Consider the following 26,033-nt stretch of genomic DNA (forward strand, 5'->3'; position numbering starts at 1 on the left):
TTGGATCAATCTCCACTCCATTACGGAACCCGTGCAACTCCCACTGCAAAGTCGGTTTCAAAAAATCGGCTGTTCAAGAGAGTGTCTTCAATATCGAACAGCATCTGGAGCAAAGCCATCGAACGCGGGTCTGTTTCTACGAAATTACCCGCAATCCCATGCAAGGCGAACTGCAATATATTGCCACCACAGGGATTGAAAGCATGTTCGACAAAATAATCAGATAGCACCCTGCGTATGTCTTGTGACCGAATTGCCTCTGACGGATCGACCTTGATTACTTCTGCCGGCTCGGGAAGTTGCACGTTGAACTGTACCTTGCCGAAGTGTTCCAGCTGAAATGAGCGGCGATACTCCGGAGGCAAAAGGCGGAAAGCACTTTCGACAACCTCCCGCTGGCGCTCTGGAAAAGCAAAATGATTGGCTCCTACATATTCATTATAGAACACCCAGCCCCCCGGCTTTAAGGCGTTGCGAACCGACTCACAAACTGACTCGAGTTCCTTGATGTGATGCAACGACCCATTAAACCAGACGGCATCGTAAGCATTTTTCTCCAACGGCGTTTTTTGGACGTCCTGTACGTGATACTTAATATTGGAAGCACCAATTAAATTCGCCTCTTTCCGGGCAATATCAATAGCGCCGGGCGCAATATCAATTGCATCACACTCGGAAAAGGCATTGAGTCGGAAAAGGTCCCGCTCCAGAGTACCGCTGCCACAACCGATGCTCAACATCCTGATCGGGGATATCGAACGATTTAGGAATTCACCAAGGCAGTATTGCACCCACCAGCGATGATCGGTCCCTCCACAGGCCAGCCGCTGAAAGCGCTGCTGAACAGCCGGCACAGCAAGCCAGTAGACCTGGGGCGAAAAGGCATCGGAACTCGCCACATTCTTGGACCAATGGTCGGCGGTGATCTCACTATCGGATCTCATTTTGGCCTTCCTGGCTGGCGGCTGTGCGTGTGCGGCTTCCAGGCACCCCATTTGCTTTCGAAGTAAGCTTGGTTTCGGTCCCAGATGGCCTGATATTCACCCGTCTCGATCAATTTCCCAAACGATGCTTGGCCATAATGATGGATAAAGGCATCTTCAGCACATACTGTTCGATAACCGGCCGCGTGCATTCTCCGGCTGTAATCATCATCCTCGAACATTCCGAGGCCGAACATCTCGTCCAGGTCCCCGATTTCATTGAAAACATGGCGCCGCATCGCCACACAAAACATTGCCAGCATCGAGATGTCGAAATGGCGGCCGGCATGCGCGACGGTATATCCTGAAGCGAATTCATGCATCTGCTCCAGATTAATATAGCTTGTATTGATCTTTGCTTCGTTACCGATTGAATTGGTCACCGGGCCCACCATGCCAATTTTCTCATCCTCCAAATGACGGAGCATTGCCTCCAGCCAGTCGCCTGTGACCACCGTATCATTATTGAGCAACACGATATATTCACCCTCAGCCAACGCAATTCCCTGGTTGTTTGCCGCCGCAAAGCCTCTATTGCTCTTGTTGATAAGCACCTTCACCATCGCATGCCGGCTCTGAATTTCATGGAGCATGGCTCCGGTACCATCGGAAGAAGCATTATCAACAATGATCAATTCATAGTTGGGATATGTAGTCCTAGAAACAATGCTCTCAATACATTGCCTGGTAAGTTCAGAATTATTGAAGCTCACTATTACAATCGAGCATTTCCCGTACAACCCCTTTATGGCCTCCTGAGTTGCGATATAGCGATGCCGCCAATCATTTTCCCTGGCCAACTCCCTTCTTCGTTCAACCAGTACGGAATCTTTTTCAGTCAACGCGATTTCTATTTTTGCGAGAAAATCCTCGAATTCAGTGGCAAAATATACATAATCTTGGTATATTGCCATCTCTTCAAGTGGCACACTCACCACCGGCTTCCCGGCGCTCATGAATTCGTAGAATTTCACTGGATCCACCGCATGCGTCACTTTGTTCAACTTGAATGGGATCAGGCATACATCAAAGCCGTGAAGATAGCGTGGCATGTCCTCATAGGGCTTTCGGCCCGTAAGGTGCACGTTGGACATCCGGTCAAGGCCCGCCAGATCTTTTACAAAGCGATCCCCGACCAATACAAAATTCCAGCTTGGGCGTTTTTCTGCCAGGAAATATAACAAAGAAAAATCAATCCAGGGAGCCAAGGCGCCGTAGAACCCAATGATGGGCTTTTTTAGATGGGAAAGCAGATTGTTTTCAGTACATCGATCAAAAAAGAAATCATAGTCCACAGCATTTCGCACGAGCAGACAATCTATTCCTTGGTCCATCCATTTTTTCTTTAAAACAGATGCAGTTACCGTAACCAGATCTGCGCTGCGAACCAGTACCTCTTCTTCTTTGATAAGTTGCTCGCCGATATCAGGGAAGTCAGCCCATTCGTCCATGCAGTCGTATTGAACGCGCCATGACCGGGACTTCTGTAAGTCGAGGGCCAACCCGGTCCAGTAAGAAAGATGGACCACGATCAGAGCGGCTCTTATCTTTGCATCCAGCGCCAGCCGGGAAAATGATTCATTCCCAACCTTAAGATTGGTAGCTGACATCTTTACAGAATAGAAATCTTCATACTCACTGAAAGCCAGACATACCTCGAATATTCTCTCGGCAACCTGCCTCAACTCGTAGGGAGCCCTCCTTTCAGGCATTCCCGAGCGTACGATATAAAACACACGATGACCATGAGCGGCAAACTGAGACATCATCTGCTGCGGTCTTTGATACCGGGCAGACCATTCGATGTTGGCAAAACAGACAATATCAATTTTATCGTTGCGTTTTTCGTCAACGAGGGGCGCAGCTAGCGGCCGGAGAGGCGGAACTTCCTGGAATTGATTGCGCAGTGATTCTGCATGGAGTCTTCTTTTGAGGCGCCTTGGTAAAAGCAGATTTCCAAGCGTACGGGCAATCGGTGAGCGGTCGGCCAGCAGATACATTAAATCGATCAGCAGATATTTGAGACTTTTCCGACGCCACTCCAGCGTCATCTTTGCAGCTTCTGCTTCTTTTTTCAGCCAATCAATGGCGATGTCTCGGGACGAAACCGTTTCCCTGCTGGTAATCAACTCTTGCTCGAGTTGAGTAATGGCCTGCCGCATCACTGCCATTTCGCCGCAGGAAGGGCATTCAGGCGGGCCTTCGCGCTCCCCGATGGCATTCACGCTAGCAGGGGTGGGCAGTAGGTTTTTCGATTCGTCTGATTCTGGCTTCATAAGAAAATAGTATGAATCTGCTTCAAGCGGAGAGGCCTTGCAACCAGCGCCACGCCCTGCGCAAGGGGGCTGTCGTTGTCCAGGACATAGATTTGTGCACCTCCAGCAGTTGGTTTTCAAGATCGAGCGATCGTCGCGTTACCTCCGACAACTCCGCTTTTGCTTCACCAAGCGAATACTCGCAGCCCATCAAACGAGTCTCCAGATCCCGCAGATGGTCGGCGGATTCCGGATCGCCTGCTCCCGCCTGCCGCTGCCCATGCTCAAGAATGCCAGGCAGCGTCATCAAAAAAGCATTCATCGAGGTCGTGGAATCCGTCTTTCCCGCCCGAACCACAGCTGCAACATGATTCCAGTAGTTTTCCAGCACGTCATTTGCCTCGACCACCGCGTGCGACGGTTCTTTACGGCCCATTCGTTGGGACAACCATTGGGGATCGTCGCAGCCTGCAGGCGGCAACGGATGCACGGTGTCATATCTGGATAGCGCGGTGAACTTCCCTTGGGAGAGATCGCTGGAGCTGAATACCGGAACACCACAGGACAGTGCAGTAATCGCAAGGTGATAGCTGTGTCCCGCAACTGCTTCGGATCCGCCTATCAGCGATGCCAGCACCATCGGAGATGGCCATTCGCTGAGATAAAACGTCCCCGGCAGCTCCCTGTCAATGAACGATTCATGATCGCAAAGCACCGGTCCGAGACGAAGCAGAAGCAAGCTGAGATTGGGCAGCTCTGTACGGAATTTCTTCAAATAATCAGTAAGCCGCTCAAGATTCTGGGTTGCCTGAATCACGAGGTACGGGGCCTTCAGGCCCAGAGCGTCGCGAATCGCAGCCGCCTCATCGGTCGCGACATGGGATTCCAAACAGCGCCCGATAGAAAAGGCGGTATCAGGCATCACATGCACACGCTGCGGCTCAACAAATGATCTGAGTGCTGCCTTCGACGGTTCGTCCCTCACTGCAATATGAGAGCTGGAATTAAGCGCGAGGGACAGCAGCGGGTAGCTCCAATCTGGAATCTCGTTGCAATGCATGCCCGGAGCATTCCATATGACAGGCACGCCATGCTGCGCACCCACCAATGCTGGTCCCAGCCAATATCCCGTGGGATGGTGAATCCACGTTGCCGGTGGCCCATATCCTGGAGCGATGAATTTGTCAAAACGGACAATGAACCCACCGCCAATCAGGATTGCATCAAGATCACTGGCCATGCGAGGCAATTCCGCCAGTGACTCAACATCATATGGCCAATCCTCCGAGGATTTCGCGTGATAGGAAAACGGGATGAGTTCAATGCGTCCCAGCCTGCGGGACAACTCCAGTTCTGCAATGATCGGGAAAAGCAGATCACCATAATTCTGGACATCAAACGTGCCAAAGATGCCAATGCGCCAAGAGCGTTGGTTCTTCATTGCATCGGAATCAGTTGCATTCATTTTTAGGGTTATAAAAACTGGGCGCCCGCACTTTCAGTCCAATCTGATTATTCGCGCTAGAGAAATTCTAAAAATCTAGCGGGCTCCACTGCGATCCAGATCCATTTCTTTACTTGCATGCGCATTTTCCAGAATCTTCAACGTGGCCAGTCCTGCCCGCTCCCATGAGAAACCACGGGAATGCTGGAGTGCATACGCACCAAGTTCCCGTCTCAATTCCTCATTGGTGACGAGCCTGGTAAGACCTTCGGCAATGGAATCCACACTAAGAGGATCTACAAGGACACCTCCTTGCCCTACCACTTCTGGAAAGGCTGAGGACATGGAGGCTAGCACCGGAGTTCCAAGCGACATTGCCTCGGCTGCCGGCAAACAGAAACCTTCCAAGAGAGAAGGCGCGGCCAAGCATTGCGCATGACGGTACAACGTCGACAGCACCTGATCATCAACGTTATCCAGGACAAGCACCTTGCCCGCAATCCCCAAGGCTGCAATGTCACTTTTGACAGAGTTTTGCCCCCAGCTCGCGCCCCCCACCAATACCAAAAGTATTTCCGTGCCGCTACGCTCGATCACCTGTTGGAAAGCTTGCAACAATCTTGCCAAATTCTTTCGTGGCTCGAAACTACCCACAAAGAGTACATAGGGCATTTCAATGCCAAGGGTCTTTAAATGGGTGACCGGCAAGGGGGATGGCATATGCGCTCCGCCTTCGGTTGCGATGGACACTTTTTTCCAGACTGTCTCATCAAAATGAAGCCTGATGTCTTCCGCCGTCGATTCAGAAATCGCAATGATCTGTTGGGTGGAGGCAAGGCTTCGGGGCATCAGCACGCGGTCAAGGTGATACGTGACGCGACGCATCGTTTCTGGTTGCTTCAACCAGCACAAATCATGAACGGTTACGGTGGTGGCTGTTTTTCGCGGCAAGAACCATGGCAGCCTGTGCGCAGGACTCCAGTAAACATCAGGTCTATCAATACTCCCCCAAATGACTTGGGAGCAAAACAAACTGGCGATGCGGCCGGCATCCCGAGGTAAATAATCAGACCGACAAGTCACATTTGGCAGATGAGCATAATCCCCTGACGGGCATGCCCTACCATAAAGCAACCAATGATGCCGACCCTCGCTCTGCTCTATCATGATTGGCAGCAGGCATTTGATGTACCTCGCGATGCCTGAACCAGGTACCTCAAGCATGCTGATGTCAACGGCTATACGCATCAATACCTTCCCTTTTCCTTGTTTTTCATGCTGCGCTCTATACGACCGGCATTTTCATGCGCCCCTATGCACTCATCGATTACGCTCTTATAGTGAATGGCTCTTTTATCCCAAGCAAACTCTGCAATGGTGTTTTCATCACGCAGAAACATCGATTGCAATGCCCCGCTTGTCCATCGCGCATGAATTTCGCGGAGGATGCGTTCGATGGAATCTGCCTGGTTCTGGACAACCCATCCTGCCCGGACGCGCATGATCAGTGCGCCGGCCTCGTCCATTGGGGTATTGGCAATATGCAAGATAGGTGAACCTATGCCGAGATACTCATAAATTTTTCCTGGAACTTGAAACGGCTGGCTGTTGCCCACGCTAAGCAGCACATCGGAATTCTGCTGCGCGGAAATGCACGTGCCATGATCGACTATCCCGTGAAATCTAACCCCCGGAATGCCATCGAAAAGTGCTTGGTATGCAGCGTGATTTCCATAAAATGTGACTGAAATATCCAGATCACGAATCGACCGCAGCGCCCTTGCAAACTCGACAGGAGAACGGAAGTCCGCATAAAAATTCCCGGTATAAACAAGATGCAGGGCCTTGGAATGATGGCTATTTTCTACACGTCCGCTATTTCGACTGGGAAACCCCTGTGCGATGCAGGTGAATTTATTGTCGGCGTCTTGTAATTCGTGGCGCCTTTTCAGGAGATCGACAACAGCCATCGTCGTTACCACGATAGCGTCGGCACGGGCAATAACTTTTGCTTCAAAGGCGAGGTCGATGCGCTGGCGCCAGCGCGGCGTATAGGGCGCAACTACAGGATCAGCGAGGTCGACGATAAGCGGAATTCGAGTGATCCGTTTGGCCAAGAGACCCAACAGAAGGTCTACGCCGGGCTCGTGCGACGCCACTACCGCGCTGTACCGGGTTGTTCGGAGCAACTGAATCAAACGCAAGGACGCGCTGGGTACCCATTCGGTACGTAAGTCTGGAAATATAATCTGATCGAGTACCCGACGCCCCCACCGGTGCATTTTTAACAAAACCGAATCGCCACCCAGCGGCCCAACCGCGCCACCACCTAGTGTCCATCTGGATAAATGTAAATAGGCTTTTTGCGAAAAACCGACATATGGACCAGGCCAGACCCGGTGGACGATAACCCCGGGCGCGAAATCCTCATGAAAAGGCGGCAGTGAAGGCATGTCGGAGCAAAGCACATGCACTTCCACACCGAGCTTTGCCAGCTCATTCGAAAGATAGAACCATCGTAGTGATTGGGCTGCGATGATGGGAGGAAACTCATAGGCAATCAGAAGAATGCGCATAACTGTGCTTTGTCAGTGCCTTGTGCAATATATCCACGATTTTTTCTGATGCCCTGCCATCGCCGTAAGGGGAATCGCCCCGTGAAAACGATTTGTACGCAGCATCATCATCAAGCAGTTGCAGCGATGAATTGACGATGGATTCAAAATCACGCCCCACCAATTTGGTAACGCCGGCTTCTATGCCCTCGGGCCTTTCGGTTTCGTTGCGCAACACCAGCACCGGCTTGCGCAAAGATGGGGCCTCCTCCTGGACTCCCCCCGAATCAGTGAGTATAAAAAACGAAGATTTCATGGCTGCAATGAAATCAATATAGTCGAGCGGTGGGATTAAACGAATCCGTGAATGATTCGAAAGATACAAATATGCCGAATCCTTTATAGCAGGGTTAGGATGAACCGGGAAGAGAATAAATACATCGTCCCTCACGTCAGCCAGATATCGCGCCGCCCGGCATATTTCAGCAAATGGCTGCCCAATGTTTTCTCGTCTGTGCGCGGTAAATAATATCATTCTACAATTCGCGAATTCCGGAAGCACGAAGGGCGGGCAACGATCCGCAGTATAAAGCAAGGCATCCACTATCGTATTGCCCGTCACGTAAATGGTATCGGCAGATTTCCCTTCTTCGATGAGATTTTTTTTAGCCGTATTAGTTGGCGCAAAATGCCATTGCGCCAAATTTCCAACCAGTACGCGATTCATTTCCTCGGGAAATGGATTTTTATAATCTCTCGTTCGCAAGCCCGCCTCCACGTGAGCAAAGGGAATGCGAAGATAGAATGCAGCGAGTGCGGCCACTGTGACTGACGTTGTATCACCTTGTCCAATCACGATATCAGGCTTTTCAGCCTGAAAGCAACGATCTAGTTCACCAAGCAACCGGATGGTCAGTTTTGCCAGGCTCTGATTTGGCTCCATGACGTCGCAAATAAAATCCGGAGTCAGCGAAAAATGCGACAGCATTTTTTCGACCAAGACAGGGTGTTGTCCTGTCGAAACAATCCGTACCGATGCCCAATGGGTGTTGCGCAGCGCAATAATCAGTGGCGCCATTTTGATGGCTTCCGGCCGGGTACCCACTACACAAATGATATTTATCCGGCTAGATGATTGCATTGCAAAGGAATATAGTTGCGATAAAAAATGGTAAGCCCGTTGATTGCTTGGTTGGCTTCGTTCTATTCTGGGCCAGTCACAATTTGTTCAGTCTCGGGATTTCCGTGAATGACGCTTTGCGCAACACAAGGTGCAGACCAGCGCTTCAGGCCACATCGCCGTGGCCCCCATCGTACGCCCGCGCCTTTTCGATTGAAGCGTCGGGCCATTGGGTCCATAGCAGGTACGCGTGCACGAGAGCTTGACCTGAATCACAGGAGCACACCGCGACGCATGTTTTCCGGAGACCACGCAGCGAGCGCTGCGTTTGCCCCATGTTGACGCTGCGCCATGGGCTTCGCGCGCGATAGCCGGACCCGGCGGACTCTGGCGCACTGCAAGCGATGGCTGGACCACGGCATTTTTTTGCATGGCGCCCCTGCATCTTGCGCTTACCATGCGCCCCTGATTTCCATCAAGGAGCACCCTCCCATGAGCATGAACAAGCGCAACTTCGTCGCCGCCGGCATGGGCCTGGCAGGCCTGTGGACCGCCACGGGCAGCAGCCACGCCGCCACGCAAGCCAAAGGCCCCAACGGCCCCACGCTGCTCACCATCAGCGGCGCCATCACCCAGTCCAACCGCGGCGCGCTGGACACCACCATCGACCAGATGATGGGCAAACACGGCATCCAGTTTGACAAGGCCTTTGCGCTGGACGCCGCCGCCCTGGCGCGCATGCCCGCCGTCACCATCAAGCCCACGCTGGAATACGACAGCAAGCCCCACACGCTCAAGGGCCCCTTGCTCACCACCGTGCTGGCCGCCGCCGGTGTGGCCGCTGGCAGCCCCGTGCAACTGGGCCTGCGCGCGGTGGACGGCTACAACGTCAACATCAGCATGGCCGACGCCCAGGCCTACCGCATGATCGTCGCCACCCACATCGACGGCCAGCCCATGGCCCTGGGCGGCCTGGGCCCGCAGTGGGCCGTGTACGACGCCGACGTGCTGCCCGCCTTCAAGGACAAGCCCGTGAAGGAGCGCTTTGGCCTGTGCCCCTGGGGGCTGTACCACATTGAGGTGAAGAAGGCCTGAGCGGACGCGTGTCATTTCCCACCTGCTTCAACTGCCGCGCCAGCGTCCCGCCAGGTACATCCAGGTGCCTCAGATGCGGCCGGTGGGCAGGGGGCAGTCCTTCCGCGTCGCAAGATGACCTCAGCCCCAGGGAAGCGGGCTGGGGTCTGCCTCCCTATGTTCTGGAAAGCGCTTCATTTCGCTGGACGTCGCTGCTGGCCCCTTTGTGGGTGCCGCCTTTGGTGATGATCTGGCTTGGGGCCCCTCCCCCGGCAGTGGCCGCCATACTGGCTCTGTTCATCTTCATCCCCGGGCTGTATGTCATCACTAACCTGCCACGCTACTCGCGGTGGGCCAAACTGGTCGCCTCGCGGGGCTATGTGGCGCTGTCTGGCCCCTTGGGTCTGGCTTGCCTGGTTTGGATGGACCGCTTGCTGCAAAAAGCGTAACCCTTGCCTTGCGCGGATTTCGCTCTCATTTGTATAGCTGCCAGCGCATGATCCACTAGCGCTACAGCCATATTTCGCCCCAAATCAGCCCCAGCGCCGCCCCATGCGCACCGCCAGCGCCGCCAGCGCCGCCAGCGAGCCCACCGTGGCCAAGCCCACGACCCCCAACCAGCCCCACTGCGCCAGCGCCAGGCTGCCCAGCGCCGCCCCGGCCGACATGCCGATGAACATGCCGGTGAACAGCAGCGCATTGAGCCGGCTGCGCGCCGCAGGGTCGATGCCGTAGACGATGGTCTGGTGCGCCACCAGCGTGGCCTGCACGCCAAAGTCAAAGCCGATGGCGCTGACCACAATCAAGCCCAGCTGGGCCTGAGCAGGCAGCAGCGGCGCCAGCGCCATCACCGCAAACGACACGGCGGCCAGCCCCGCGCCATAGCGCGTCACAACCTCAGGCCCACGCTTGTCGGCCAGGCGCCCGGCCAGCGGCGCAGCCAGTGCCCCCGCCGCCCCGGCCAGGCCAAACGCACCTGCCGCCGCAGTGCCCAGGTTGAACTGGCTGTGCAGCATCACCGCCAGCGTGGACCAGAACGCGCTGAAGCCCACGGCCAGCAGCCCCTGCGCCCAGGCTGCGCGGCGCAGCGCTGCGTGCTGGCGCCACAGCGCCACCATCGAGCCGATCAGCGCGCCATAGCCCAGCTGCGTGGTGGGCGCAAAGCGCGGCAGCCCGCGCCACACCGCCACCGTCAGCAGCGCAATGGCCACCGCCGCCGCCACATACACCGTGCGCCATCCCCACTGCTGCGCCACAAAGCCGCTGACCACGCGCGACAGCAAGATGCCCAGCAGCAGCCCCGTCATCACCGTGCCCACCATGCGCCCGCGCTGTGCGGCCGGGGCCAGCGTAGCGGCGGCGGGCACCACGTCTTGCGCCACCGTGGCTGCCAGGCCCACGGCCAGGCTGGCCGCCAGCAGCGCGCCCATGCCGGGCGCCAGGCCGCTCAGCAGCAGGGCCAGCATCAGCGCGATGGACTTGATGACGATGATGCGGCGCCGGTCAAACCGGTCGCCCAGCGGCGCCAGCAGCAAGATGCCCAGCGCATACCCCAGCTGCGTGAGCGTAGGCACCAACCCCACCACGCGGCTGTCGGCCTGCATGTCGGGCCCCAGCACGCCCAGCATGGGCTGGCTGTAGTACAGCGACGCCACGCTCAGCCCCGCCGTGGTGGCCAGCAGCAACAGCAGCGGCGCACTCACCGCCCCCCCCGCAAGCGGCGCCACCGGGGCCGGACCCGCTGCACCGCTTGCATGCACATTTTGAATGGCAGACATCACAACACCACTGGTTAGAAAGGAATGGTGCGATTGTTCTAGCCCACCGCCGCGCTGGGTAGTAGGCTGAATTGCAGATTCGTTATACGCTTGGCGTATGACCAACACCCTGCCAGCCCTGCAACCCGGCGCCGACCGCATCGAGCTGATGCAGACCTTTGTCCGCATCGTCGAGGCCGGCAGCCTGTCTGCCGCCGCCCAGCAACTGGGCACCAGCCAGCCCACCGTGAGCCGCCGCCTGCAAGCGCTGGAGCGCAGCCTGGGCATCAAGCTGCTGCAGCGATCCACCCATGTGATGAAGCTGACCGAAGACGGCGACCGCTGCTTTGCCCACGCCAAGGCCCTGCTGGAAGACTGGCGCGCCATGGAGGACGACCTGCGCGGCACCGCCGACACCCCGCGCGGCACCCTGCGCGTGCTGGCGCCGCACGCCTTTGGGCAAGACCAGTTCATCGCCCCGCTGATGGCCTACCTGCGCCGCTACCCCGAGGTGGACGTGGAATGGATGCTGCACGACCGCCGCCCCAACTTCATCGCCGAAGGCATCGACTGCGCCATCCAGGTCGGCGCGGTGGACGACCCCAGCGTGGTCGCAGTGCGCCTGGCCGAAGTGCCCCGCATCGTGCTGGCCGCCCCCGCCCTCATGGCCGGGCGCCCCACGCCCCGGCACGCGCAAGACCTGCAACCCCTGCCCTGGCTGGCCCTGAGCACCTTCTACCGCCGCGAGGTCACGTTGACCCAAGAGCCCGGCGGCGAAGCCCACACATTCGGAATCACCCCGCGCCTAGCCACCGACAGCCTGTACGCCCTGCGCAGCGCTGCCCTGGCCGGGCTGGGGGCATGCATTTCATCGGCGTGGATCGTGGACAACGATGTGCGGCAGGGGAAGCTGCTGCACCTGGTGCCCACTTGGCACGCGGCGCCGCTGCCGGTGTACCTGGTGTACCCGTATGCGCGGTTTTATCCGGCTAGGTTGCGGTTGTTCTTGGAGGCGATGCGGGGGGCGATGCCGGGGTTGGTGGGGATGCGGGCGGTGGGGAGTTGAGCGCAATCGGCCTGCGAAAGACTGCGCTGATATGGTGGAATCCTGTCACCTACAAGGGGGATTTTGATGACTGACCAAGAACACAAAGAATGGTTGATGCGTTACCTTGAGGACATGGAAAGATTCTCCCGAGAACGGTTGTCTGCCTCCGCAGATCTAATTGCGAAGTTCACGGCTCTCGCCGCATCCAACGGCGTGAATCTCAGCACGGATTCATTCGAGTACATCCAGACCACCGGCATCGTCGCAAAGGCACAGGGCATTGCAAAGGCGCTCTTGGGGCCGATAAAGATCGAGCGCGACGGATTACTTTCGTTCAAAGAGATCGCGAGCCGATTCCCTCCCAGCACCTATTCCGAAGGGTGCTTTGCGGGACCTGACTTTATTTTGATGGCCCATCCCTGTTACCGGCGTGGAATGCACCCGGTCAACAATTGGGCACCGAGGTTTATAGACTTATTCTGGCGGTTCGATGAACCCGGTGTAGAAAAGTACATTGCCCTCGATGAAGACCGAGTCCGGATCGACGTTGACGGCTTGGGCTATTTCGAAGCTGACACTTGGTACGGTGCCCCCTTCGATCAGGACATACGAAACATCAAGCCCGGAATCGCCAAGCTGCGCCCACCCCTGGACATTGAATCTCGAGCTGCCTCCTACCTCTTTGCCAACACCTACTGCCTTGACATCAAGTGGAGTGAGTCGGACGGCATCAAGTCGTTCCAGGCCCTGGAAATCAAGACAGAGGACATCCGTATCGAGATCGGTGGGCAGCATTACTTCCCAGCCCGCTACCTGCATGCCGAGTTCGACATTGCTGCCAATTGTTTTAGACACTTCGATGGCGCGATTCAGCTTTTCACGAACGAAGAATATCTACATAGGCGCGATTCCGACTTCAATATGACGTTGAAGAACCCAGCGCATATAAAAGCCAGATCGAGCAAGGTATTCAAAATCAATGGCCCGCTGAAAACTGCAAGCTGGGTCGAATTTTGTTGTCACTTCTACACCGCTAACCCACTTACTTTCGAATACTTCAGTGGTGAATACCCGCGACATGTCACTGAGTCCCTTGAAAGAATCAGGAGCAATGCAGCGCAACACACAAACGGACCTGCCTGACCGCTTTCGGTGAAGGCTGCAAGCGGCGACGACCTCGCCACCGCCGCCAACTCTGCAACGCACTACGCCGGCATCCTGCCCTAAATCGCAAGCCGCCCAACACGCTCAGCAGCCACCGCCACATGACGCAGCAACTCAACGTTGCAAGCGTCAAAACCCACGCTGAATCCTTCCTCGTCCTCCAACCGACGAACAAACACCTGCGCCATCGCAAGCGCCTCTTTCCAAGCCGCCGCGCTGACCTGCTCCCCCACCGTCAATTCAAGCGCCCGCTCCGGCAAACCTCCCCCCGCCGTAGGTGCAAACGCCATGGGCGTCATGTCATACGCAGGGGCCAGCTCGTAAGGCCTGCACCCCTCAGACAAGCACGACAGATTGCCGCTGTGCATGTCGGTGTTGCCGATCAGGGTGCCAAAGGCCCACAGCAGACAGGCCGTGTCAAAGGCCTGGGGGGTGATGACCCCGGTCTTCAGCAACGCCTTGGCAATCACCGGCCAGTTGCCGCCGCTGCCGACAAACTCGGCATCCAGCGCGGCGAAGGAGTGCAGCGCCCTGCGCCCACGCGCGCCCAGCCGGTCAAACCGCTGCACCTCCAGAAATCGTTGGGTGCCGTGCATCCAGGTCACCGACTGCGCGGCAGGCACTCCGTGGTCGCGCAGCACCTGCAGGGCGATGTGTTCGGCCAGCAGCAGGTCGCGCCAGCGGGCGCTCACGGGGGTGTCGAGTTCTGCGGTGAACTTGACCATCACATGGGCGGCGGTGCCATCGGCTTGCTCTGCGTAGGCGGTGAACTTGGGCTGCTCGCCAGCAGCTGACGAGCCCGCCACTTCGCCCCGCGCGGCCAGGTCGGCAAGCCGGGCGTAGGTGTGCAGCTTTTGCGCCGCTGTAATCGGCACGGGGTCGGGCGCGTTGACGAACTGGTCGCGCGCGGTGGGGCCGATGAGCAGGTTGCCGGGCATGTCGTCGCCCTGGTCCAGGATGGCGCGCAGCGCGTGGGTGTCACTCCAGTCGCCCAGCCGCTCGGGCAGGCCCAGGCGCTGACCGTGCCGCTGGCAGTACGCGCGCCCCAGGTAGCCCTGCGGGCGCATGTCAAAAATCCACCACGGCAGGCCGTCGCTGTGCAGCCGGGCCCCGCCCACCTCGACCATCACAAAGCCCTGCGGGCATACCGGCACCAGGGTGCCCAGGGTTTCGAGCGCGCCCTGGGGGGTGACGCGGTACACGGTGGCCTGCAGATCGGCGCGCTGGGGGTCGCGGAGCGTGTATTGAATAGATCTGGCGGCGCCAAAAGGCACCACCTCATCGCCCAGCGCGCCAAGTGCCCGGGAGACGGTGGGCTGGCTGACCTGCAGCGCCTGGGCCAGCGCCTGCGCCTTGGCGGGGCCGGGGCGCAGCAGGGGGCGGATGGCGTTGGCGTAGGTCTGGGCGGCGGATGGCATGCCCTAAGGATACGCCGTTTGAATTGAAAATTGAATATATAAAAGAATAGATAAAACAGCCTGAATGGACGCCCCAGGATCGCCCGACTACGCCGGCAACCGCACCGCTGCCTCTCGCAACGCATCGGCAAACGCCATGGCCGCCGGTTGTTGCTGCGTGCCCCGGCGGTAGGCCAGGTACAGGTCCAGGTGCACCACGGGCTCGCGCAGCATGGCGACGCCCAGGCCCTGGCGCAGGCATTCTTCCAGCGCAAACGAGGGCACGATGGCGCTGCCACGGCCTGCGCGCACCATGCCGATGAGGGTGCCAATCAAGTTCATGCGGGGGCGCTCCTGGTGGGCCAGGCCCAGGCGGGAGAGCTGCTTTTCAATCACCACCTGGATGGGGTTGCCCGACGGCAGGCTGACCAGGGGCACGTCTTTGAGGCGGCTCCAGGGCTGGCTGTCTGACAGCTGGCCGCTGGTGTGCGCCGCATCGGGCGGGCTGATGCGCATGAGGCGGAACTTGCACAAGGGCTGGCGCGACAGCCCCACGGCGGGTTTGACGAAGAAGCCAAAGCCGATGTCGGCCTCGCCGTCGAGCACGCGCTGGCGCACGGTGCCCACCTCGACGTCGCTGAGCTGCACCTGCACACCGGGGTGGCTTTGCGCAAAGCCGCGAATCACCTCGGGCAGCAGGCTGGCCGAGATCATGGGCGTGGCCGCCACCAGCAGGCGCGAGCGCACGGCGGCCTCGTTGCCGTCCAGCACGGCGCCCAGGGCGCGCAACTCGCCCACCACGCGCTCGGCCACGGGCTGCAGGCGGCGCCCGGCGTCGGTCAGCGTGATCGACCGGGTGGTGCGGTCAAACAAGCGGGCGCCCACCTGGTCTTCCAGCTCCTTGACCAGCATGCTCATGCCCGAGGGCGACAGGTGCACCTGCTCGGCCGCCTTGGCAAAGCTCTGCAGGCGCGTTACCTCCAGAAAAGCGTGGAGCTGGCGGGTGCTGACATTCATCAGCTTTGATGAAGAATTCATCAGAATTTTCCGTTTGATCAATGTCAAGAGTGTCGTTGTAATCGACCCGCAACGCCCTTTCAACGACTAAAGAGACAAGCCCCATGCCCCAGCTGCCCACCCTGCGTGCCAACGCGCAACCGCCCTCCCCCCAACGCCGCAGCCTGGTGCTGGGCGCGCTGGCCGCCACGGCTGCAGCCGCCACGCCCAAGGCCTGGGCGCAGACAGGAGCCGATGCGCCGGTGCGGCTGGTGGTGCCGTTCACGCCCGGCACGGGCATTGACCTGATTGCGCGGCAGATTGCGCAGCCGTTGTCTGACCGGCTCAAGCGCCCGTTTTTTGTGGAGAACAAGGCGGGTGCGTCCGGCATCATCGGCACGCAAGAGGTGGTGCGCGCTGCGCCCGACGGCACCACGCTGCTGGTCAGCGTGAACACGCTGGTGATGAACATGGCGCTGTACCCCAAGCAGGGCTTTAACCCGCTGACGGACCTGGTGCCCGTGAGCCAGACGAGCTGGGGGCAGCTGCTGCTGGTGGCGTCGGCCGGGTCCAAGATCGAATCGCTCAAGGACCTGATGGACCGTGCCCGGGCCAAGCCCGGCTCGCTCAACTACGGCTCGCCCGGTGCGGGCACGCCGCACCACCTGGCCATGGAGCTGCTGAAGAACCGGGCCAAAATTTCGCTCACCCACATCAGCTACCGGGGCACCGCTCCGGCCGTGACAGACCTGCTGGGCGGGCAGATCGACGCGATGTTCTTGCCCATCCACGTGGCCTTGCAGCATGTGAAGGCGGGCAAGCTGAAGGCGCTGGCCATCAGCTCGGACACGCCCCACCCGCTGCTGCCCGAGGTGCCGTCGCTGGGCACGCTGAAGCTGGGCGACCTGAACGTGGACATGTGGTACGGCGTGTTTGCCCCCGCAGGCACGCCCCGCGCGATGGTGGACCGGCTCAACACCGAGCTGCGCGATGTGCTGGCATCGCCCGCCGTGGCCAAGTCGTTCGAGACCCAGGGCATGACGCCCGCCCACAGCTCGCCAGACGCCTTCCAGAAGCTCGTGATGGCTGACGCCAAGCGCTGGGCCGACCTCATCAAGGCCCAGGGCATCACCGCCGAGTAACTACGACTCGCCCCGCACCACACAGCAGCGCGCAGCGCAGCACAGCACTGCGCAACCCCGCATCGCGACCCGTACCGAACCGAATCGAACAAAACCAACAACATGAACCAGCAAGCAACCGTGGCGCCGCAGCAGGACGCCGAAGTGATCATCGTGGGCGGCGGCCCCGTCGGCATGGGCCTGGCCATTGAGCTGGGCCAGCGCGGCGTGAGCGTGATTGTGGTGGAGCGCTATGTGCAGCCCCAGCCCATTCCCAAGGGCCAGAACCTCACGCAGCGCACCATGGAGCACTTTCATTTCTGGGGGGCTGAAAAGCAGCTGCGTGCGGCGCGCACCATACCGGTCGAATACGGCATTGGCGGCCTGACCGCACATGGCACGCTGCTGGGGCCCTACAGCTACGACTGGCTGCAACGCGACCTGGTCAAGCCCTACTACTTCACTGCCAACGAGCGGCTGCCGCAGTACGCCACCGAGGCGGTGCTGCGCCAGCGCGTGGCCCAGCTGCCGTCGGTGCAGACCCTCTACGGCTGGGAGACAAGCACCGTGGCGCAGGACGATGCGGGCGTGTCCGTCACCATTCAGCAACGCGGCGACGGCAAGGCCCAGCGCGTGCTGCGCGGCGCCTATGTGGTGGGGTCGGACGGGGCGCGGTCGGTGGTGCGCGAGCAGGCGGGCATCACTCACACCCGCACCGACCACGACCGCATGATGGTGCTGCTGGTGTTCAAGTCGCAAGGCCTGCACCAGCTGCTGGAGCGCTACCCCGGCAAGTCTTACTACAACGTGCTGCAGCCCGAGCTGAAGGGCTACTGGAAGTTTCTGGGCCGGGTGGACCTGGGCAGCACTTGGTTCTTTCACGCCCCGGTGCCGCCAGGCACCACCAAAGACAACTTTGACTTTGCCGCCTACCTGCACGAGGCGGTGGGCGCGGAGTTTGAGGTGGAGTTTGAGCACATCGGCTTTTGGGACCTGCGCTTCATGCTGGCCGACAGCTATCGCAAGGGCCGGGTGTTCATCGCGGGTGATGCCGCCCACAGCCACCCGCCCTACGGCGGCTATGGGGTGAACTCGGGCCTGGAAGACGCGCGCAACCTGGGCTGGAAGCTGGCCGCCACGCTGCAAGGCTGGGGCGGCGTGCGCCTGCTGGACTCGTACGACGCCGAGCGGCGCCCGGTGTTTGCGTCCACGATCAATGACTTCATTGCGCGGTCCATCGAGACAGACAAGGAGTTTTTGGACGCCTACGACCCAGCGCGCGACCAGGCCGCGTTTGAGGTCGCGTGGCAAGCGCGCGCCCAAGGCGCCGTGGGCGAGGTGCATGCGTTTGAGCCGCACTATGAGGGCTCGGGCATCGTGTGGGGCAGCGAGGGCCGCGCCAGCAGCGCCAAGGGATCGCACCGGTTTGAGGCGCGTCCTGGCCACCACCTGGCGCCCGCCACGCTGCCCACCGGACGCAATGTGTTTGAGGAACTGGGCCCGGGCTTTTCGCTGCTGGTGGTGGGCGGCGACGGCGCCCACGCGCCATCGGTGCAGGCCTTTCGCGAGGCGGCGGCGGGCCTGGGCCTGCCCCTGCGGCTGGTGGACTGTGGTGACGGGGGCGAAGGCACCGAGCCTGCGCGCTATGGCGCACCGCTGGTGCTGGTGCGGCCCGACCAGTTTGTGGCCTGGACGGCGCCTGCTGGCGGCCCCGTGGTGACGGCAGCGCAAGCCCGCGACGTTCTGGCGCGCATGGTGGGGTAACCGCACGGGCGAGGCCGCTGCGTTAGCGGCAACGCCCCAGCCGGGGCGCGATCCAGGCCGGGGCGCCAGGCAGCCAATCGCTCAGGCAGCCTTGCGCAGCGCGGCGGGCGCCACCGGTGTCTGATGCCCGTCGCGCTCTGCCACCTTGGCGCGCACCAGGGGCAGCAGCTCGCGGCCGTACTCGATAGCGTCCACCAGCGGGTCAAAGCCACGGATCAGGAAGGTGGTGATGCCCAGGTCGTAGTACTTGAGCAGTGCGTCGGCCACCTGCTCGGGCGTACCCACCAGCGATGTGGAGTTGGACCGGCCGCCCAGCTCGCGCGCAATGGCCGTCCACAGGCGTTCGTCCACACGGTCGCCCTTGGCGGCGTCGGCCAGCAGGCGCTGCGCGCCTTCGCTCTGCTGCGGGCCCACGCCGCGCGAGTAGCCTTGGCTCACACGCAAACGGCGCGTGTCTTCCAGAATGCGCTCGGCCTTGGCCCAGGCTTCGTCCTCGGTCTTGCCCAGGATGGGGCGGAACGAGATGCTGAAGTCCACATGCCGGCCCTGCAAGGTGGCCTCGGCGCGCACACGGCGCACCAGGTCGCCCGCCTGGGCCAGCGACTCACCCCACAGCGCGTACACGTCGGCATGTTTGCCGGCCACCTGCAGCGCGGGTGCAGAGGCGCCACCAAAGTAGATAGGCACGCGCTGGCCTTGCAGGGGCTTGACTTCCGACACCACCCCCTTGGCGCGGTAGTAGGTGCCTTCGTGGTCAAAGGGTTTGTCTTCGGCCCACACGCGGCGCAGGATGGTGAGGTATTCGTCCGTGCGCGCATAGCGCTCGTCGTGGTTCAGGAAGTCGCCATCGCGCTGCTGGTCTTCGTCCGAGCCGCCGCTGATGTAGTGCACGGCCAGGCGGCCGTTGGTGTAGTGGTCCAGCGTGGCCAGCTGGCGCGCGGCCAGGGTGGGCGCAACAAAGCCGGGGCGGTGCGCCAGCAGGAACTTGATCTTGTCGGTGACCGATGCCGCGTACGTGACGGTCAGCAGCGTGTCGGGGCTGGACGAGCTGGCAGGCACCAGGATGCGGTCAAACCCCGCGTGCTCGTGCGCCTGGGCAAACACGCGCACATAGGCGGGGTCCACCGCCGGGCCCTTGCGGGCGATGGTTTCAGAGACTTCGTGCGGCTGGATCATGCCGATGAACTGGACGGGCATAGCGGGCTCCTGTGGCGATGGGGTGAAACAAGGTTGGGTGAATGGTTGGCAACGTCACGCGTGCGGGACTGCAGCCATGATCTGCCCGCCCCTGGCGCGCGCCAACGAAGAAAAACGCGTTTGCAAAGTTGTGCGGCGCATAGGCCCCGCTGTGCAAGGCGAAGGGGGTACACCGCCGCCGTGCGCGCCGCTATGCTGTGGCGGGTTGTCATCCAGACTCCGCCGCCTGGCCGTCAGCGTCGGCATGGTCGGCCAGTGCGTTGCCGACCTGAACGCCTGGCCCTGGCCTCTGACCTCTGACCGCTGGCGCCTCGCTCCTCACTCCTCACAATGGCCAGCCCACTTCGCATCCAGAAAGGCCCCCACCCACCATGCTCTCGCACGTTTTTGTTGGCATCACAGATTTCGAGCGCGCCCTGGCGTTCTACCGGCCGGTGCTGGCCTCGCTGGGCATTCAGGAGCGCTTTTGCGAAGCCGAGCGGCCCTGGGCGGGCTGGGAATCCACCCCCGGCCCCCGGCCGCTGTTTGTGATTGCCCGCCCGTTCAACGGCGAGGTGCCCCACCCTGGCAACGGGCTGATGGTGGCCTTCATGGCCGCCACGCGCAGCCAGGTGGACGCGGCCCATGCGCTGGCGCTGAGCCTGGGCGGCCAGTGCGAGGGCCGCCCCGGGCTGCGGCCCGAGTACCACGCCAACTACTACGGCGCGTATTTTCGGGACCCGGACGGCAACAAGCTGTGTGTGGCGTCGCACGAACAGGCGTAGCGCAGGGTGGCACCGGGCGGGCGGAAGCCCCATGCGCTGCATATTTAGGGAAAATGGCCTCAAGCGCTAGTCGATAAAGCGCTGGCCGCTATTCTTTTGAGAGCAATCTGAACGCGACCCAGGCGTTCGCTCGCAGCGCGGTGCCAACACGCTGGTGGCAGGCGCTGTCAGTGCGGGAAGCCGCCCCGCACCAGCCGCACGGGCTCTGCGTCCATGCGGCGAATCAGCGCCTGCAGGCCATCGCCCGCAGCGTTGGCTGTCATGTCGACAGAAGGCAGCTGGGCCGCTGGCGCAGTGCGGCAGACCAGATCGTCCTCCGACCATGCGGCCTTGCCCGGCTGGCCCCGTGCGCGCAGCCAGCCCGCGCGGTCTGCGATGAGCTGGTGGCCGGGCAGGTCGCTGGCGGGCACCCCCAGCACCAGGGCCAGTGCCAACGGCGCTGCGGTATCGGTGGTCAGGCATTCCGCATCGGCAGTAGCAGCAGCATCGGGAGTGTGCGCCGCGCCGGGCCCGGGGTGCGCCACCACCAGCGAAACAAGGCGTGGATCATCGGCAGGCAAGGGGCTGCCGCTGCCTGGCAGCACCACGCGCAGCCGCTGCCCCACCAGGCTGCGCGCCGTGTGCTGGCGCCCCTGGCGGCACAGCACGGCCACGTCGGGCAGGCGCACGGGGCGGTCCCAGGTGCCCGATTCGCGCAGCATCTGGCCTGCGGCATGGGCTCGCAGGTAGTCCAGCACCTCCCACACCTGGGCGTCGGTGAGCTGCGTGGTGCCAAAGCCGGGCATGGTCTGCACGCCGTTGCGGCCCTGCATGCCGTGGCGCACGCGCCAGAAGAGTTCGCCGTCCAGCCGCTTCCACAGCAGCGCGCCGTTCAGGTTGGGCGGCCACATGGCCAGCCGGGCTGCATCGGGCCCTTCGCCGTTGGCACTGGCGCCATGGCAGCGCACGCAATGCTGCTGGTACACCGCCTGGCCGCGCACGATGCCCTGCGCAGTGAAGCCCGTGGGTGACTGGTGCAGGCTGGTGGCCACGGCGGGCGTCAGCAGCAGGTGGCGATGGGGCCAGGGCGCAAACACCACCAGTGCAGCGGCCAGCCACCACAGCGGCCTGCGGCCGCGCCGCCACGCCACAGATACCGCCAGCGCCAGCAGCGCCACACCCACACACAGCAGCGACAGCAGCACGCGCCGCGCGTGGCCGGCATCCACCACCAGCATCTCGGCGGCCACACGGTGCGCAAACGGCCAGGCGGGCTGGCCGTGCACATCGGGCGCCAGGCCCACCGCGTGCAACAGCGCGCGCAGGCACTGCTGGGTGGCCTGCAGGCCTTCGAGCAGAGCGGCCAGCCACTCGGGCGGCAACGACAGCCAGGCCAAGGCGGCGGCTACCAGCTGGCGTCCAGCCCCAGCAACGCCAGCGCCTCGTGGCGCAGGGCCGCCAGGCGTGGGTCGCCCCGGTGGCGCGGGTATGGCAGGTCGTTGACGAGCACCTGCTTGACGCGCGCAGGCCGGTCAGAGAACACCACCACACGCTGCGCCATGAACAGCGCTTCTTCCACATCGTGCGTGACGAGCAAGGCCGAGAAGCCTGCACGCTGCCACAGCTGCACCAGCTCGGTCTGCATGGACAGGCGCGTGAGCGAGTCGAGCTTGCCCAGCGGCTCGTCCAGCACCAGCAAGGTGGGGTCGTTGACCAGCGCACGCGCCAGCGCCACGCGCTGCGCCATGCCGCCCGAGAGCTGGTGCGGGAAGGCCTTGGCAAAGTCCTGCAGCCCGACCAGGGCCAGCGCTTCGTCCACGCGATGGCGCTGGGATTTGAGGATGCCGCGCGCCTGCAGCCCCAGGGCCACGTTGTCCCACACGGTGCGCCAGGGGAACAGCGTGGGGTCCTGAAACACCACGATGCGCGACGGGTCGGGCTGGGTGATGGGGGCGCCATTCTGCAGCAGCTCGCCGGTGGTGGCTGGCTCCAGCCCCGCCACCAGGCGCAGCAGCGTGCTCTTGCCGCAGCCGCTGGGGCCCAGCAGGGCCACGAACTCGCCGGGTGCAATGGACAAATCCAGCTCGTCGATCACGTGCAGCGGGCCTGCAGGCAGGTCAAACCAGTGGCTGACATTGCGCACGTCAATGCGTGCGCCGTTCACACGGGCCGCCGTAGAGATTTCGGGAACCGTCGCGGAACTCACCATTTCACCACCCCCTTCTGCCACGACAGCACCCTGTCGCGCAGCACAAACAGCAGTGTGATCACGCCTGAGAACAGCAGCGCCATCACGATGAGCGCCGCATACATGTTGGGGTATGCCGCCCAGCCCTGCGCCCAGGTGAGATACCAGCCCAGGCCCGCCTTCACGCCCAGCATCTCGGCCACCACCAGGGTGGAGAACGCCGCGCCCAGGCCCATGAACAGGCCCACAAACACCTGCGGCAGCGCCGCAGGGATGGCCACGCGCAGCACCAGAAACCAGGGCGACGCGCCCATGGTGCGGGCCACGTCATAAAAGTTCTTGTGCACCCCGGCCACGCCCGACCAGGTGAGGATGGCCACCGGGAAGGCCGTGCCCAGCGCAATCAAAAAGATCGCGGTGGACCAGCTGGACGGAAAGAAATAAAAGCTGACCGGCAGCAGCGCGGTGGTGGGCACCGGGCCCAGGATGCGCAGCACCGGGTGGATCCAGTAACTGGCCTGGCGCGACCAGCCGATCAGCACGCCCGTGACAAAACCTGCAGCTGCTCCAATCGCAATGCCCAGCGCCAGCAGGCGGATGGAAGCGCCCGCGCTCTCCAGGAGGCGCGGCCAGTCGGTGGCGTACACCTCCACCAGGCTTTGGGGCGGTGCAAAGAAGGGCGGCGGCAGCGTGCCCAGCTTGGCGGTGAACACCTCCCACACCGCCAGGCCGACGGCAATGGCCACCAGCCACGGTCCAGCCGCACGCACGCGGCGCACCACGGCAGCCAGCGGACGGGCCAGCACGGTCAGCGCCAGCAGCAGTGCCGACACGCCCCCCGCACCCCAGGCGAACTCTTCGGTAAACGCCCATTCGCTGAAGCCCGCAGGCTTGTTGGGCCACAGCCCCGTGAGCAAAGCCAGCCCCGCCCAAGCCACGGCGGCGGCCAGCCCCGCCCACCAGACCCCCTGGGCCGCTTTGGCCGCCTTGAAGTCAGGCGCGGTGACAGGCTGCGCACCCGCAGCATGGGGCGCACCGGATGATGGGCTGGGCGCACGCAGCGGGGGCTGCGAAGGCTTGGGGCTGATGCCCGGCGGGGCGCCCAGGATGTTGTCGGCAACAGTGCTCATAGTCGGGTCCAGTCAGATCGATTCAGGTCCAGTGGTATTCATTCATCACGGTGAATGTTTGGCCATAGCCGCGCGAGGTGGGCGCGGCCCATGCGAGGGCTGCCGAGCAAGGGCCGCCCCGCAGCGAGGGCTGCGTTCCCCTGCCCGCAATGCGAAGCACTGCGAGAGCGGGGGGATGGCGCGCAGCGACTCAGGGGGGTGCCCTTTGCTACACCAGCACGTCAGCGTGGACGTGGGCCGCGAAGCGCGCAGGGTCGGTGCCGGGCTTGAGCACGCCCACCAGCTTGAAGTCGCGGGCATAGAACTCGATCTCCTGCCGCAGCGCCGTGCCCACCGGGTGGCTGCGGTGCGTGAGCGTGCCCAGCACAGCACGCAGGTCCTCCTGCGGCACCTTGGAATACGGGCTGAAGATGCGCGCCGTTTCGTTGGGGTTGTCGGCCACGAAGTCCGACGCTTCGATGATGGCGCGGGTCAGCGCGGCTGCCGTGCCCTTGTCGTTGCGCACCATGGCGCCGCTCACGCCCAGCACGCAGCAGGTCTTGGCCGCATATTCGCCCGACAGGTTGGACGCCAGGTCCACCAGGCCCTTGGTGCGGCGCTGGATCAGCAGCAGGTTGGGGTCGCCATCGGCAATGGCCTGGGCCTCGCCTTTTTCCACCGCCAGGCCCAGCATGTCGCCAGGGAACTGGCGCCAGGTCACGTCCTTTTCGGGGTTCAGCCCGGCCTTGGTCAGCAGCACCGAAAAGAAGTTCTTGCCAGGGCTGTTGAGGTCCGACACCGCAATGGTCTTGCCCTTGAGCTTTTGCAGGCTGGTCACGCCCGCGGCCTCGTAGCCCACCAGGCGCGAGCAGCCGCCGTGCGAGCTGCCCACCAGCTTCACGTCAAAGCCCGACTCCAGCGGCTTGATCCAGCGGTGCACCATGCCCAGGCCCGCGTCGGCCTTGGAGGTGGCGATGGTCTCCAGCAGCTGGTCAGTGGAGCCCGCAAAGTTGATCAGCTCGACCTTGAGGCCATGTTTTTCAAAAATGCCGCGCTCGATGGCGACCGGCGCGGCCGACAGGCAGATGGCGTTGGCGTTCCACGCCAGCTTTACCTCGCGCAGCTTGCCGGCGGCCAGCACGTGGCTGCCCACCACACTCGACGCCCCCACCACGCTGGCCGCGCCCGCTGTCTGCAACAGCTGCCGGCGCGTCCAGCGCCCTCCCACCCCACCTTGGTTTTGAAGCTTGCTCATGTTGTGCCCTTTTGGTTGTCAAATCCTGATCGGCGCTGCGATTGCCCGTGAATTCCTGTGGATGCCTGCGAGTCGGTCCGCACCGCCGTTACGATGGATTGGCATTGAACTGAAAGACGCCTCGCAACAGAACGAAGAAAAACAGGGATGCATATGCAAAACACGCAACACACGGGCAGCCCGAGCGCTGGTGCAATACCGGGCATGAGTGCATTGCCCAACCCATCGACCCCACCCACGTCCCCCTCCGCCCCCCACACCGCCCGCCTGCGCCACTTTGTGCAGCAGCTGGCCGCGCTGGTGGAGCAGCGCCTGCCCGAGCCCGACACCCTGGCCCAGGGCGCCACGCTGCTGGGCGCGCTGGTGGCCCACGACGACTGGCTGCCCGACACCTATGCCCAGCCCCACCCCGAGCGCTACCAGCAGTACCTGCTGCATGCCGATGCGCTGGGGCGCTTTTCGGTCGTGAGTTTTGTGTGGGGCCCCGGCCAGGCCACGCCCATTCATGACCACACCGTGTGGGGCCTGATCGGCATGCTGCGCGGCGCCGAGGATTCGCAGGCCTATGCCCGCACGCCCGACGGCCGCTGGGCACCGCAGGGCGCGCCCGTGCGGCTGCAGCCGGGCCAGGTGGAGGCCGTCTCGCCCAACGCCCCCGCAATAGGCGATGTGCACCGCGTAAGCAACGCGTGGGAGGGCCACACCTCCATCAGCATCCACGTGTACGGCGCCAACATTGGCGCGGTGCAGCGCAGCGTGTACCTGGAGGACGGCACGCGCAAGCCATTCATCTCGGGCTATAGCAACAGCACCCTGCCCAACCTCTGGGACCTGTCCAAAAACCCTGCACCGGCTGCCTGAAG

Annotated in this window: 21 protein-coding genes; 7 read left to right on the top strand and 14 right to left on the bottom strand. The window is 61.9% G+C overall.

Annotated features, from left to right (window positions below):
• Nucleotides 1-20: 20 nt before the first annotated feature.
• The 6 genes from C8C96_RS17475 to wecB form a co-directional block, all read right to left on the bottom strand.
• Nucleotides 21-944 (bottom strand): bifunctional 2-polyprenyl-6-hydroxyphenol methylase/3-demethylubiquinol 3-O-methyltransferase UbiG, encoded by a 924-nt coding sequence (locus C8C96_RS17475; RefSeq protein ID WP_199737490.1) that lies wholly within the window; start codon nucleotides 942-944, stop codon nucleotides 21-23.
• A complete protein-coding gene (locus C8C96_RS17480; protein ID WP_121943120.1) occupies nucleotides 941-3,259 on the bottom strand; it encodes a glycosyltransferase in 2,319 nt (772 codons plus the stop codon). The genes C8C96_RS17475 and C8C96_RS17480 overlap by 4 nt, the downstream gene beginning before the upstream one ends.
• 22 nt (nucleotides 3,260-3,281) lie before the next feature.
• Nucleotides 3,282-4,703: a polysaccharide pyruvyl transferase family protein gene (locus C8C96_RS17485; RefSeq protein ID WP_121943121.1), complete on the bottom strand. Its 1,422-nt coding sequence runs from the start codon at nucleotides 4,701-4,703 to the stop codon at nucleotides 3,282-3,284.
• A gap of 75 nt (nucleotides 4,704-4,778) precedes the next feature.
• On the bottom strand, nucleotides 4,779-5,585 hold the full coding sequence (locus C8C96_RS17490) for a glycosyltransferase family 1 protein (protein ID WP_158605771.1): 807 nt from the start codon (nucleotides 5,583-5,585) through the stop codon (nucleotides 4,779-4,781).
• A gap of 344 nt (nucleotides 5,586-5,929) precedes the next feature.
• Nucleotides 5,930-7,258 carry a glycosyltransferase gene (locus tag C8C96_RS17495; protein WP_121943123.1) on the bottom strand — a complete coding sequence of 443 codons (1,329 nt, stop codon included), beginning with the start codon at nucleotides 7,256-7,258 and terminating at the stop codon, nucleotides 5,930-5,932.
• Nucleotides 7,233-8,378, bottom strand: a complete 1,146-nt coding sequence (gene wecB, locus C8C96_RS17500) for a non-hydrolyzing UDP-N-acetylglucosamine 2-epimerase (protein WP_121943124.1) — start codon at nucleotides 8,376-8,378, stop codon at nucleotides 7,233-7,235. The genes C8C96_RS17495 and wecB overlap by 26 nt, the downstream gene beginning before the upstream one ends.
• Before the next feature lie 477 nt (nucleotides 8,379-8,855).
• On the opposite strand from wecB, the gene C8C96_RS17505 reads away from it, so the two are divergent.
• Nucleotides 8,856-9,452, top strand: a complete 597-nt coding sequence (locus tag C8C96_RS17505; protein WP_121944073.1) for a molybdopterin-dependent oxidoreductase — start codon at nucleotides 8,856-8,858, stop codon at nucleotides 9,450-9,452.
• Nucleotides 9,453-9,964: 512 nt separating this feature from the next.
• Here C8C96_RS17505 and C8C96_RS17515 read toward each other — a convergent pair.
• Nucleotides 9,965-11,209, bottom strand: a complete 1,245-nt coding sequence (locus tag C8C96_RS17515) for an MFS transporter (RefSeq protein WP_121943126.1) — start codon at nucleotides 11,207-11,209, stop codon at nucleotides 9,965-9,967.
• 97 nt (nucleotides 11,210-11,306) lie between these two features.
• Between C8C96_RS17515 and C8C96_RS17520 the strand changes: the two genes are divergently transcribed.
• Together C8C96_RS17520 and C8C96_RS17525 are read left to right on the top strand one after the other, a co-directional pair.
• A complete protein-coding gene (locus tag C8C96_RS17520) occupies nucleotides 11,307-12,254 on the top strand; it encodes a LysR family transcriptional regulator (protein ID WP_121943127.1) in 948 nt (315 codons plus the stop codon).
• 66 nt (nucleotides 12,255-12,320) lie between these two features.
• Entirely contained in the window at nucleotides 12,321-13,379 is a 1,059-nt protein-coding gene (locus C8C96_RS17525; protein WP_121943128.1) for a hypothetical protein, read from the top strand.
• Between the two features lie 80 nt (nucleotides 13,380-13,459).
• On the opposite strand, the gene yjjJ is transcribed toward C8C96_RS17525, so the two are convergent.
• Together yjjJ and C8C96_RS17535 are read right to left on the bottom strand one after the other, a co-directional pair.
• Nucleotides 13,460-14,818 carry a type II toxin-antitoxin system HipA family toxin YjjJ gene (gene yjjJ / locus C8C96_RS17530; protein WP_121943129.1) on the bottom strand — a complete coding sequence of 453 codons (1,359 nt, stop codon included), beginning with the start codon at nucleotides 14,816-14,818 and terminating at the stop codon, nucleotides 13,460-13,462.
• 87 nt (nucleotides 14,819-14,905) lie between these two features.
• Nucleotides 14,906-15,835 carry a LysR family transcriptional regulator gene (locus tag C8C96_RS17535; protein ID WP_233584263.1) on the bottom strand — a complete coding sequence of 310 codons (930 nt, stop codon included), beginning with the start codon at nucleotides 15,833-15,835 and terminating at the stop codon, nucleotides 14,906-14,908.
• A gap of 83 nt (nucleotides 15,836-15,918) precedes the next feature.
• Between C8C96_RS17535 and C8C96_RS17540 the strand changes: the two genes are divergently transcribed.
• Together C8C96_RS17540 and C8C96_RS17545 are read left to right on the top strand one after the other, a co-directional pair.
• Nucleotides 15,919-16,935, top strand: coding sequence for a tripartite tricarboxylate transporter substrate binding protein (locus C8C96_RS17540; protein ID WP_121943131.1), 1,017 nt, complete (start codon nucleotides 15,919-15,921; stop codon nucleotides 16,933-16,935).
• A 102-nt stretch (nucleotides 16,936-17,037) separates the two neighbouring features.
• Nucleotides 17,038-18,678, top strand: coding sequence for an FAD-dependent monooxygenase (locus C8C96_RS17545; protein ID WP_121943132.1), 1,641 nt, complete (start codon nucleotides 17,038-17,040; stop codon nucleotides 18,676-18,678).
• Between the two features lie 81 nt (nucleotides 18,679-18,759).
• On the opposite strand, the gene C8C96_RS17550 is transcribed toward C8C96_RS17545, so the two are convergent.
• Nucleotides 18,760-19,875: an LLM class flavin-dependent oxidoreductase gene (locus C8C96_RS17550; RefSeq protein ID WP_121943133.1), complete on the bottom strand. Its 1,116-nt coding sequence runs from the start codon at nucleotides 19,873-19,875 to the stop codon at nucleotides 18,760-18,762.
• Nucleotides 19,876-20,246: 371 nt separating this feature from the next.
• Here C8C96_RS17550 and C8C96_RS17555 point away from each other — a divergent pair, with 371 nt between their 5' ends.
• The gene (locus tag C8C96_RS17555; protein ID WP_121943134.1) at nucleotides 20,247-20,639 is read left to right on the top strand and encodes a VOC family protein; all 393 of its coding nucleotides are present in this window, start codon (nucleotides 20,247-20,249) and stop codon (nucleotides 20,637-20,639) included.
• A gap of 167 nt (nucleotides 20,640-20,806) precedes the next feature.
• Here the strand turns inward: C8C96_RS17555 and C8C96_RS17560 are convergent, their stop codons facing one another.
• The 4 genes from C8C96_RS17560 to C8C96_RS17580 all read right to left on the bottom strand — a co-directional run bounded on the left by C8C96_RS17560 (nucleotide 20,807) and on the right by C8C96_RS17580 (nucleotide 25,170).
• Nucleotides 20,807-22,015, bottom strand: a complete 1,209-nt coding sequence (locus C8C96_RS17560; protein WP_233584264.1) for a cytochrome c — start codon at nucleotides 22,013-22,015, stop codon at nucleotides 20,807-20,809.
• 8 nt (nucleotides 22,016-22,023) lie between these two features.
• Nucleotides 22,024-22,827, bottom strand: a complete 804-nt coding sequence (locus tag C8C96_RS17565; RefSeq protein WP_121943135.1) for an ABC transporter ATP-binding protein — start codon at nucleotides 22,825-22,827, stop codon at nucleotides 22,024-22,026.
• On the bottom strand, nucleotides 22,821-23,936 hold the full coding sequence (locus tag C8C96_RS17570; RefSeq protein ID WP_121943136.1) for an ABC transporter permease: 1,116 nt from the start codon (nucleotides 23,934-23,936) through the stop codon (nucleotides 22,821-22,823). Before C8C96_RS17570 ends, C8C96_RS17565 begins: the two co-directional genes overlap by 7 nt.
• Nucleotides 23,937-24,144: 208 nt before the next feature.
• On the bottom strand, nucleotides 24,145-25,170 hold the full coding sequence (locus C8C96_RS17580) for an ABC transporter substrate-binding protein (RefSeq protein WP_116749626.1): 1,026 nt from the start codon (nucleotides 25,168-25,170) through the stop codon (nucleotides 24,145-24,147).
• A gap of 204 nt (nucleotides 25,171-25,374) precedes the next feature.
• Between C8C96_RS17580 and C8C96_RS17585 the strand changes: the two genes are divergently transcribed.
• Complete coding sequence (locus tag C8C96_RS17585; protein WP_199737491.1) at nucleotides 25,375-26,031, top strand: cysteine dioxygenase; 657 nt, start codon at nucleotides 25,375-25,377, stop codon at nucleotides 26,029-26,031.
• Nucleotides 26,032-26,033 lie beyond the last annotated feature (2 nt).

Origin of the sequence: Acidovorax sp. 100 (genome assembly GCF_003688355.1) — a bacterium.
GTDB classification, from domain to species: Bacteria; Pseudomonadota; Gammaproteobacteria; order Burkholderiales; family Burkholderiaceae_C; genus Acidovorax; species Acidovorax delafieldii.

What these genes read in the sequence shown, in the direction of transcription:
- C8C96_RS17585 (WP_199737491.1), top strand. Translation starts at nt 25,375, where the DNA reads ATGAGTGCATTGCCCAACCCATCGACCCCACCCACGTCCCCCTCCGCC.
- wecB (WP_121943124.1), bottom strand. Translation starts at nt 8,378, where the DNA reads ATGCAATCATCTAGCCGGATAAATATCATTTGTGTAGTGGGTACCCGG.
- C8C96_RS17485 (WP_121943121.1), bottom strand. Translation starts at nt 4,703, where the DNA reads ATGAATGCAACTGATTCCGATGCAATGAAGAACCAACGCTCTTGGCGC.
- C8C96_RS17480 (WP_121943120.1), bottom strand. Translation starts at nt 3,259, where the DNA reads ATGAAGCCAGAATCAGACGAATCGAAAAACCTACTGCCCACCCCTGCT.
- C8C96_RS17550 (WP_121943133.1), bottom strand. Translation starts at nt 19,875, where the DNA reads ATGCCCGTCCAGTTCATCGGCATGATCCAGCCGCACGAAGTCTCTGAA.
- C8C96_RS17495 (WP_121943123.1), bottom strand. Translation starts at nt 7,258, where the DNA reads ATGCGCATTCTTCTGATTGCCTATGAGTTTCCTCCCATCATCGCAGCC.
- C8C96_RS17505 (WP_121944073.1), top strand. Translation starts at nt 8,856, where the DNA reads ATGAACAAGCGCAACTTCGTCGCCGCCGGCATGGGCCTGGCAGGCCTG.
- C8C96_RS17540 (WP_121943131.1), top strand. Translation starts at nt 15,919, where the DNA reads ATGCCCCAGCTGCCCACCCTGCGTGCCAACGCGCAACCGCCCTCCCCC.
- C8C96_RS17525 (WP_121943128.1), top strand. Translation starts at nt 12,321, where the DNA reads ATGACTGACCAAGAACACAAAGAATGGTTGATGCGTTACCTTGAGGAC.
- C8C96_RS17570 (WP_121943136.1), bottom strand. Translation starts at nt 23,936, where the DNA reads ATGAGCACTGTTGCCGACAACATCCTGGGCGCCCCGCCGGGCATCAGC.
- C8C96_RS17555 (WP_121943134.1), top strand. Translation starts at nt 20,247, where the DNA reads ATGCTCTCGCACGTTTTTGTTGGCATCACAGATTTCGAGCGCGCCCTG.
- C8C96_RS17580 (WP_116749626.1), bottom strand. Translation starts at nt 25,170, where the DNA reads ATGAGCAAGCTTCAAAACCAAGGTGGGGTGGGAGGGCGCTGGACGCGC.
- C8C96_RS17545 (WP_121943132.1), top strand. Translation starts at nt 17,038, where the DNA reads ATGAACCAGCAAGCAACCGTGGCGCCGCAGCAGGACGCCGAAGTGATC.
- yjjJ (WP_121943129.1), bottom strand. Translation starts at nt 14,818, where the DNA reads ATGCCATCCGCCGCCCAGACCTACGCCAACGCCATCCGCCCCCTGCTG.
- C8C96_RS17520 (WP_121943127.1), top strand. Translation starts at nt 11,307, where the DNA reads ATGACCAACACCCTGCCAGCCCTGCAACCCGGCGCCGACCGCATCGAG.
- C8C96_RS17475 (WP_199737490.1), bottom strand. Translation starts at nt 944, where the DNA reads ATGAGATCCGATAGTGAGATCACCGCCGACCATTGGTCCAAGAATGTG.
- C8C96_RS17535 (WP_233584263.1), bottom strand. Translation starts at nt 15,835, where the DNA reads ATGAATTCTTCATCAAAGCTGATGAATGTCAGCACCCGCCAGCTCCAC.
- C8C96_RS17515 (WP_121943126.1), bottom strand. Translation starts at nt 11,209, where the DNA reads ATGTCTGCCATTCAAAATGTGCATGCAAGCGGTGCAGCGGGTCCGGCC.
- C8C96_RS17565 (WP_121943135.1), bottom strand. Translation starts at nt 22,827, where the DNA reads ATGGTGAGTTCCGCGACGGTTCCCGAAATCTCTACGGCGGCCCGTGTG.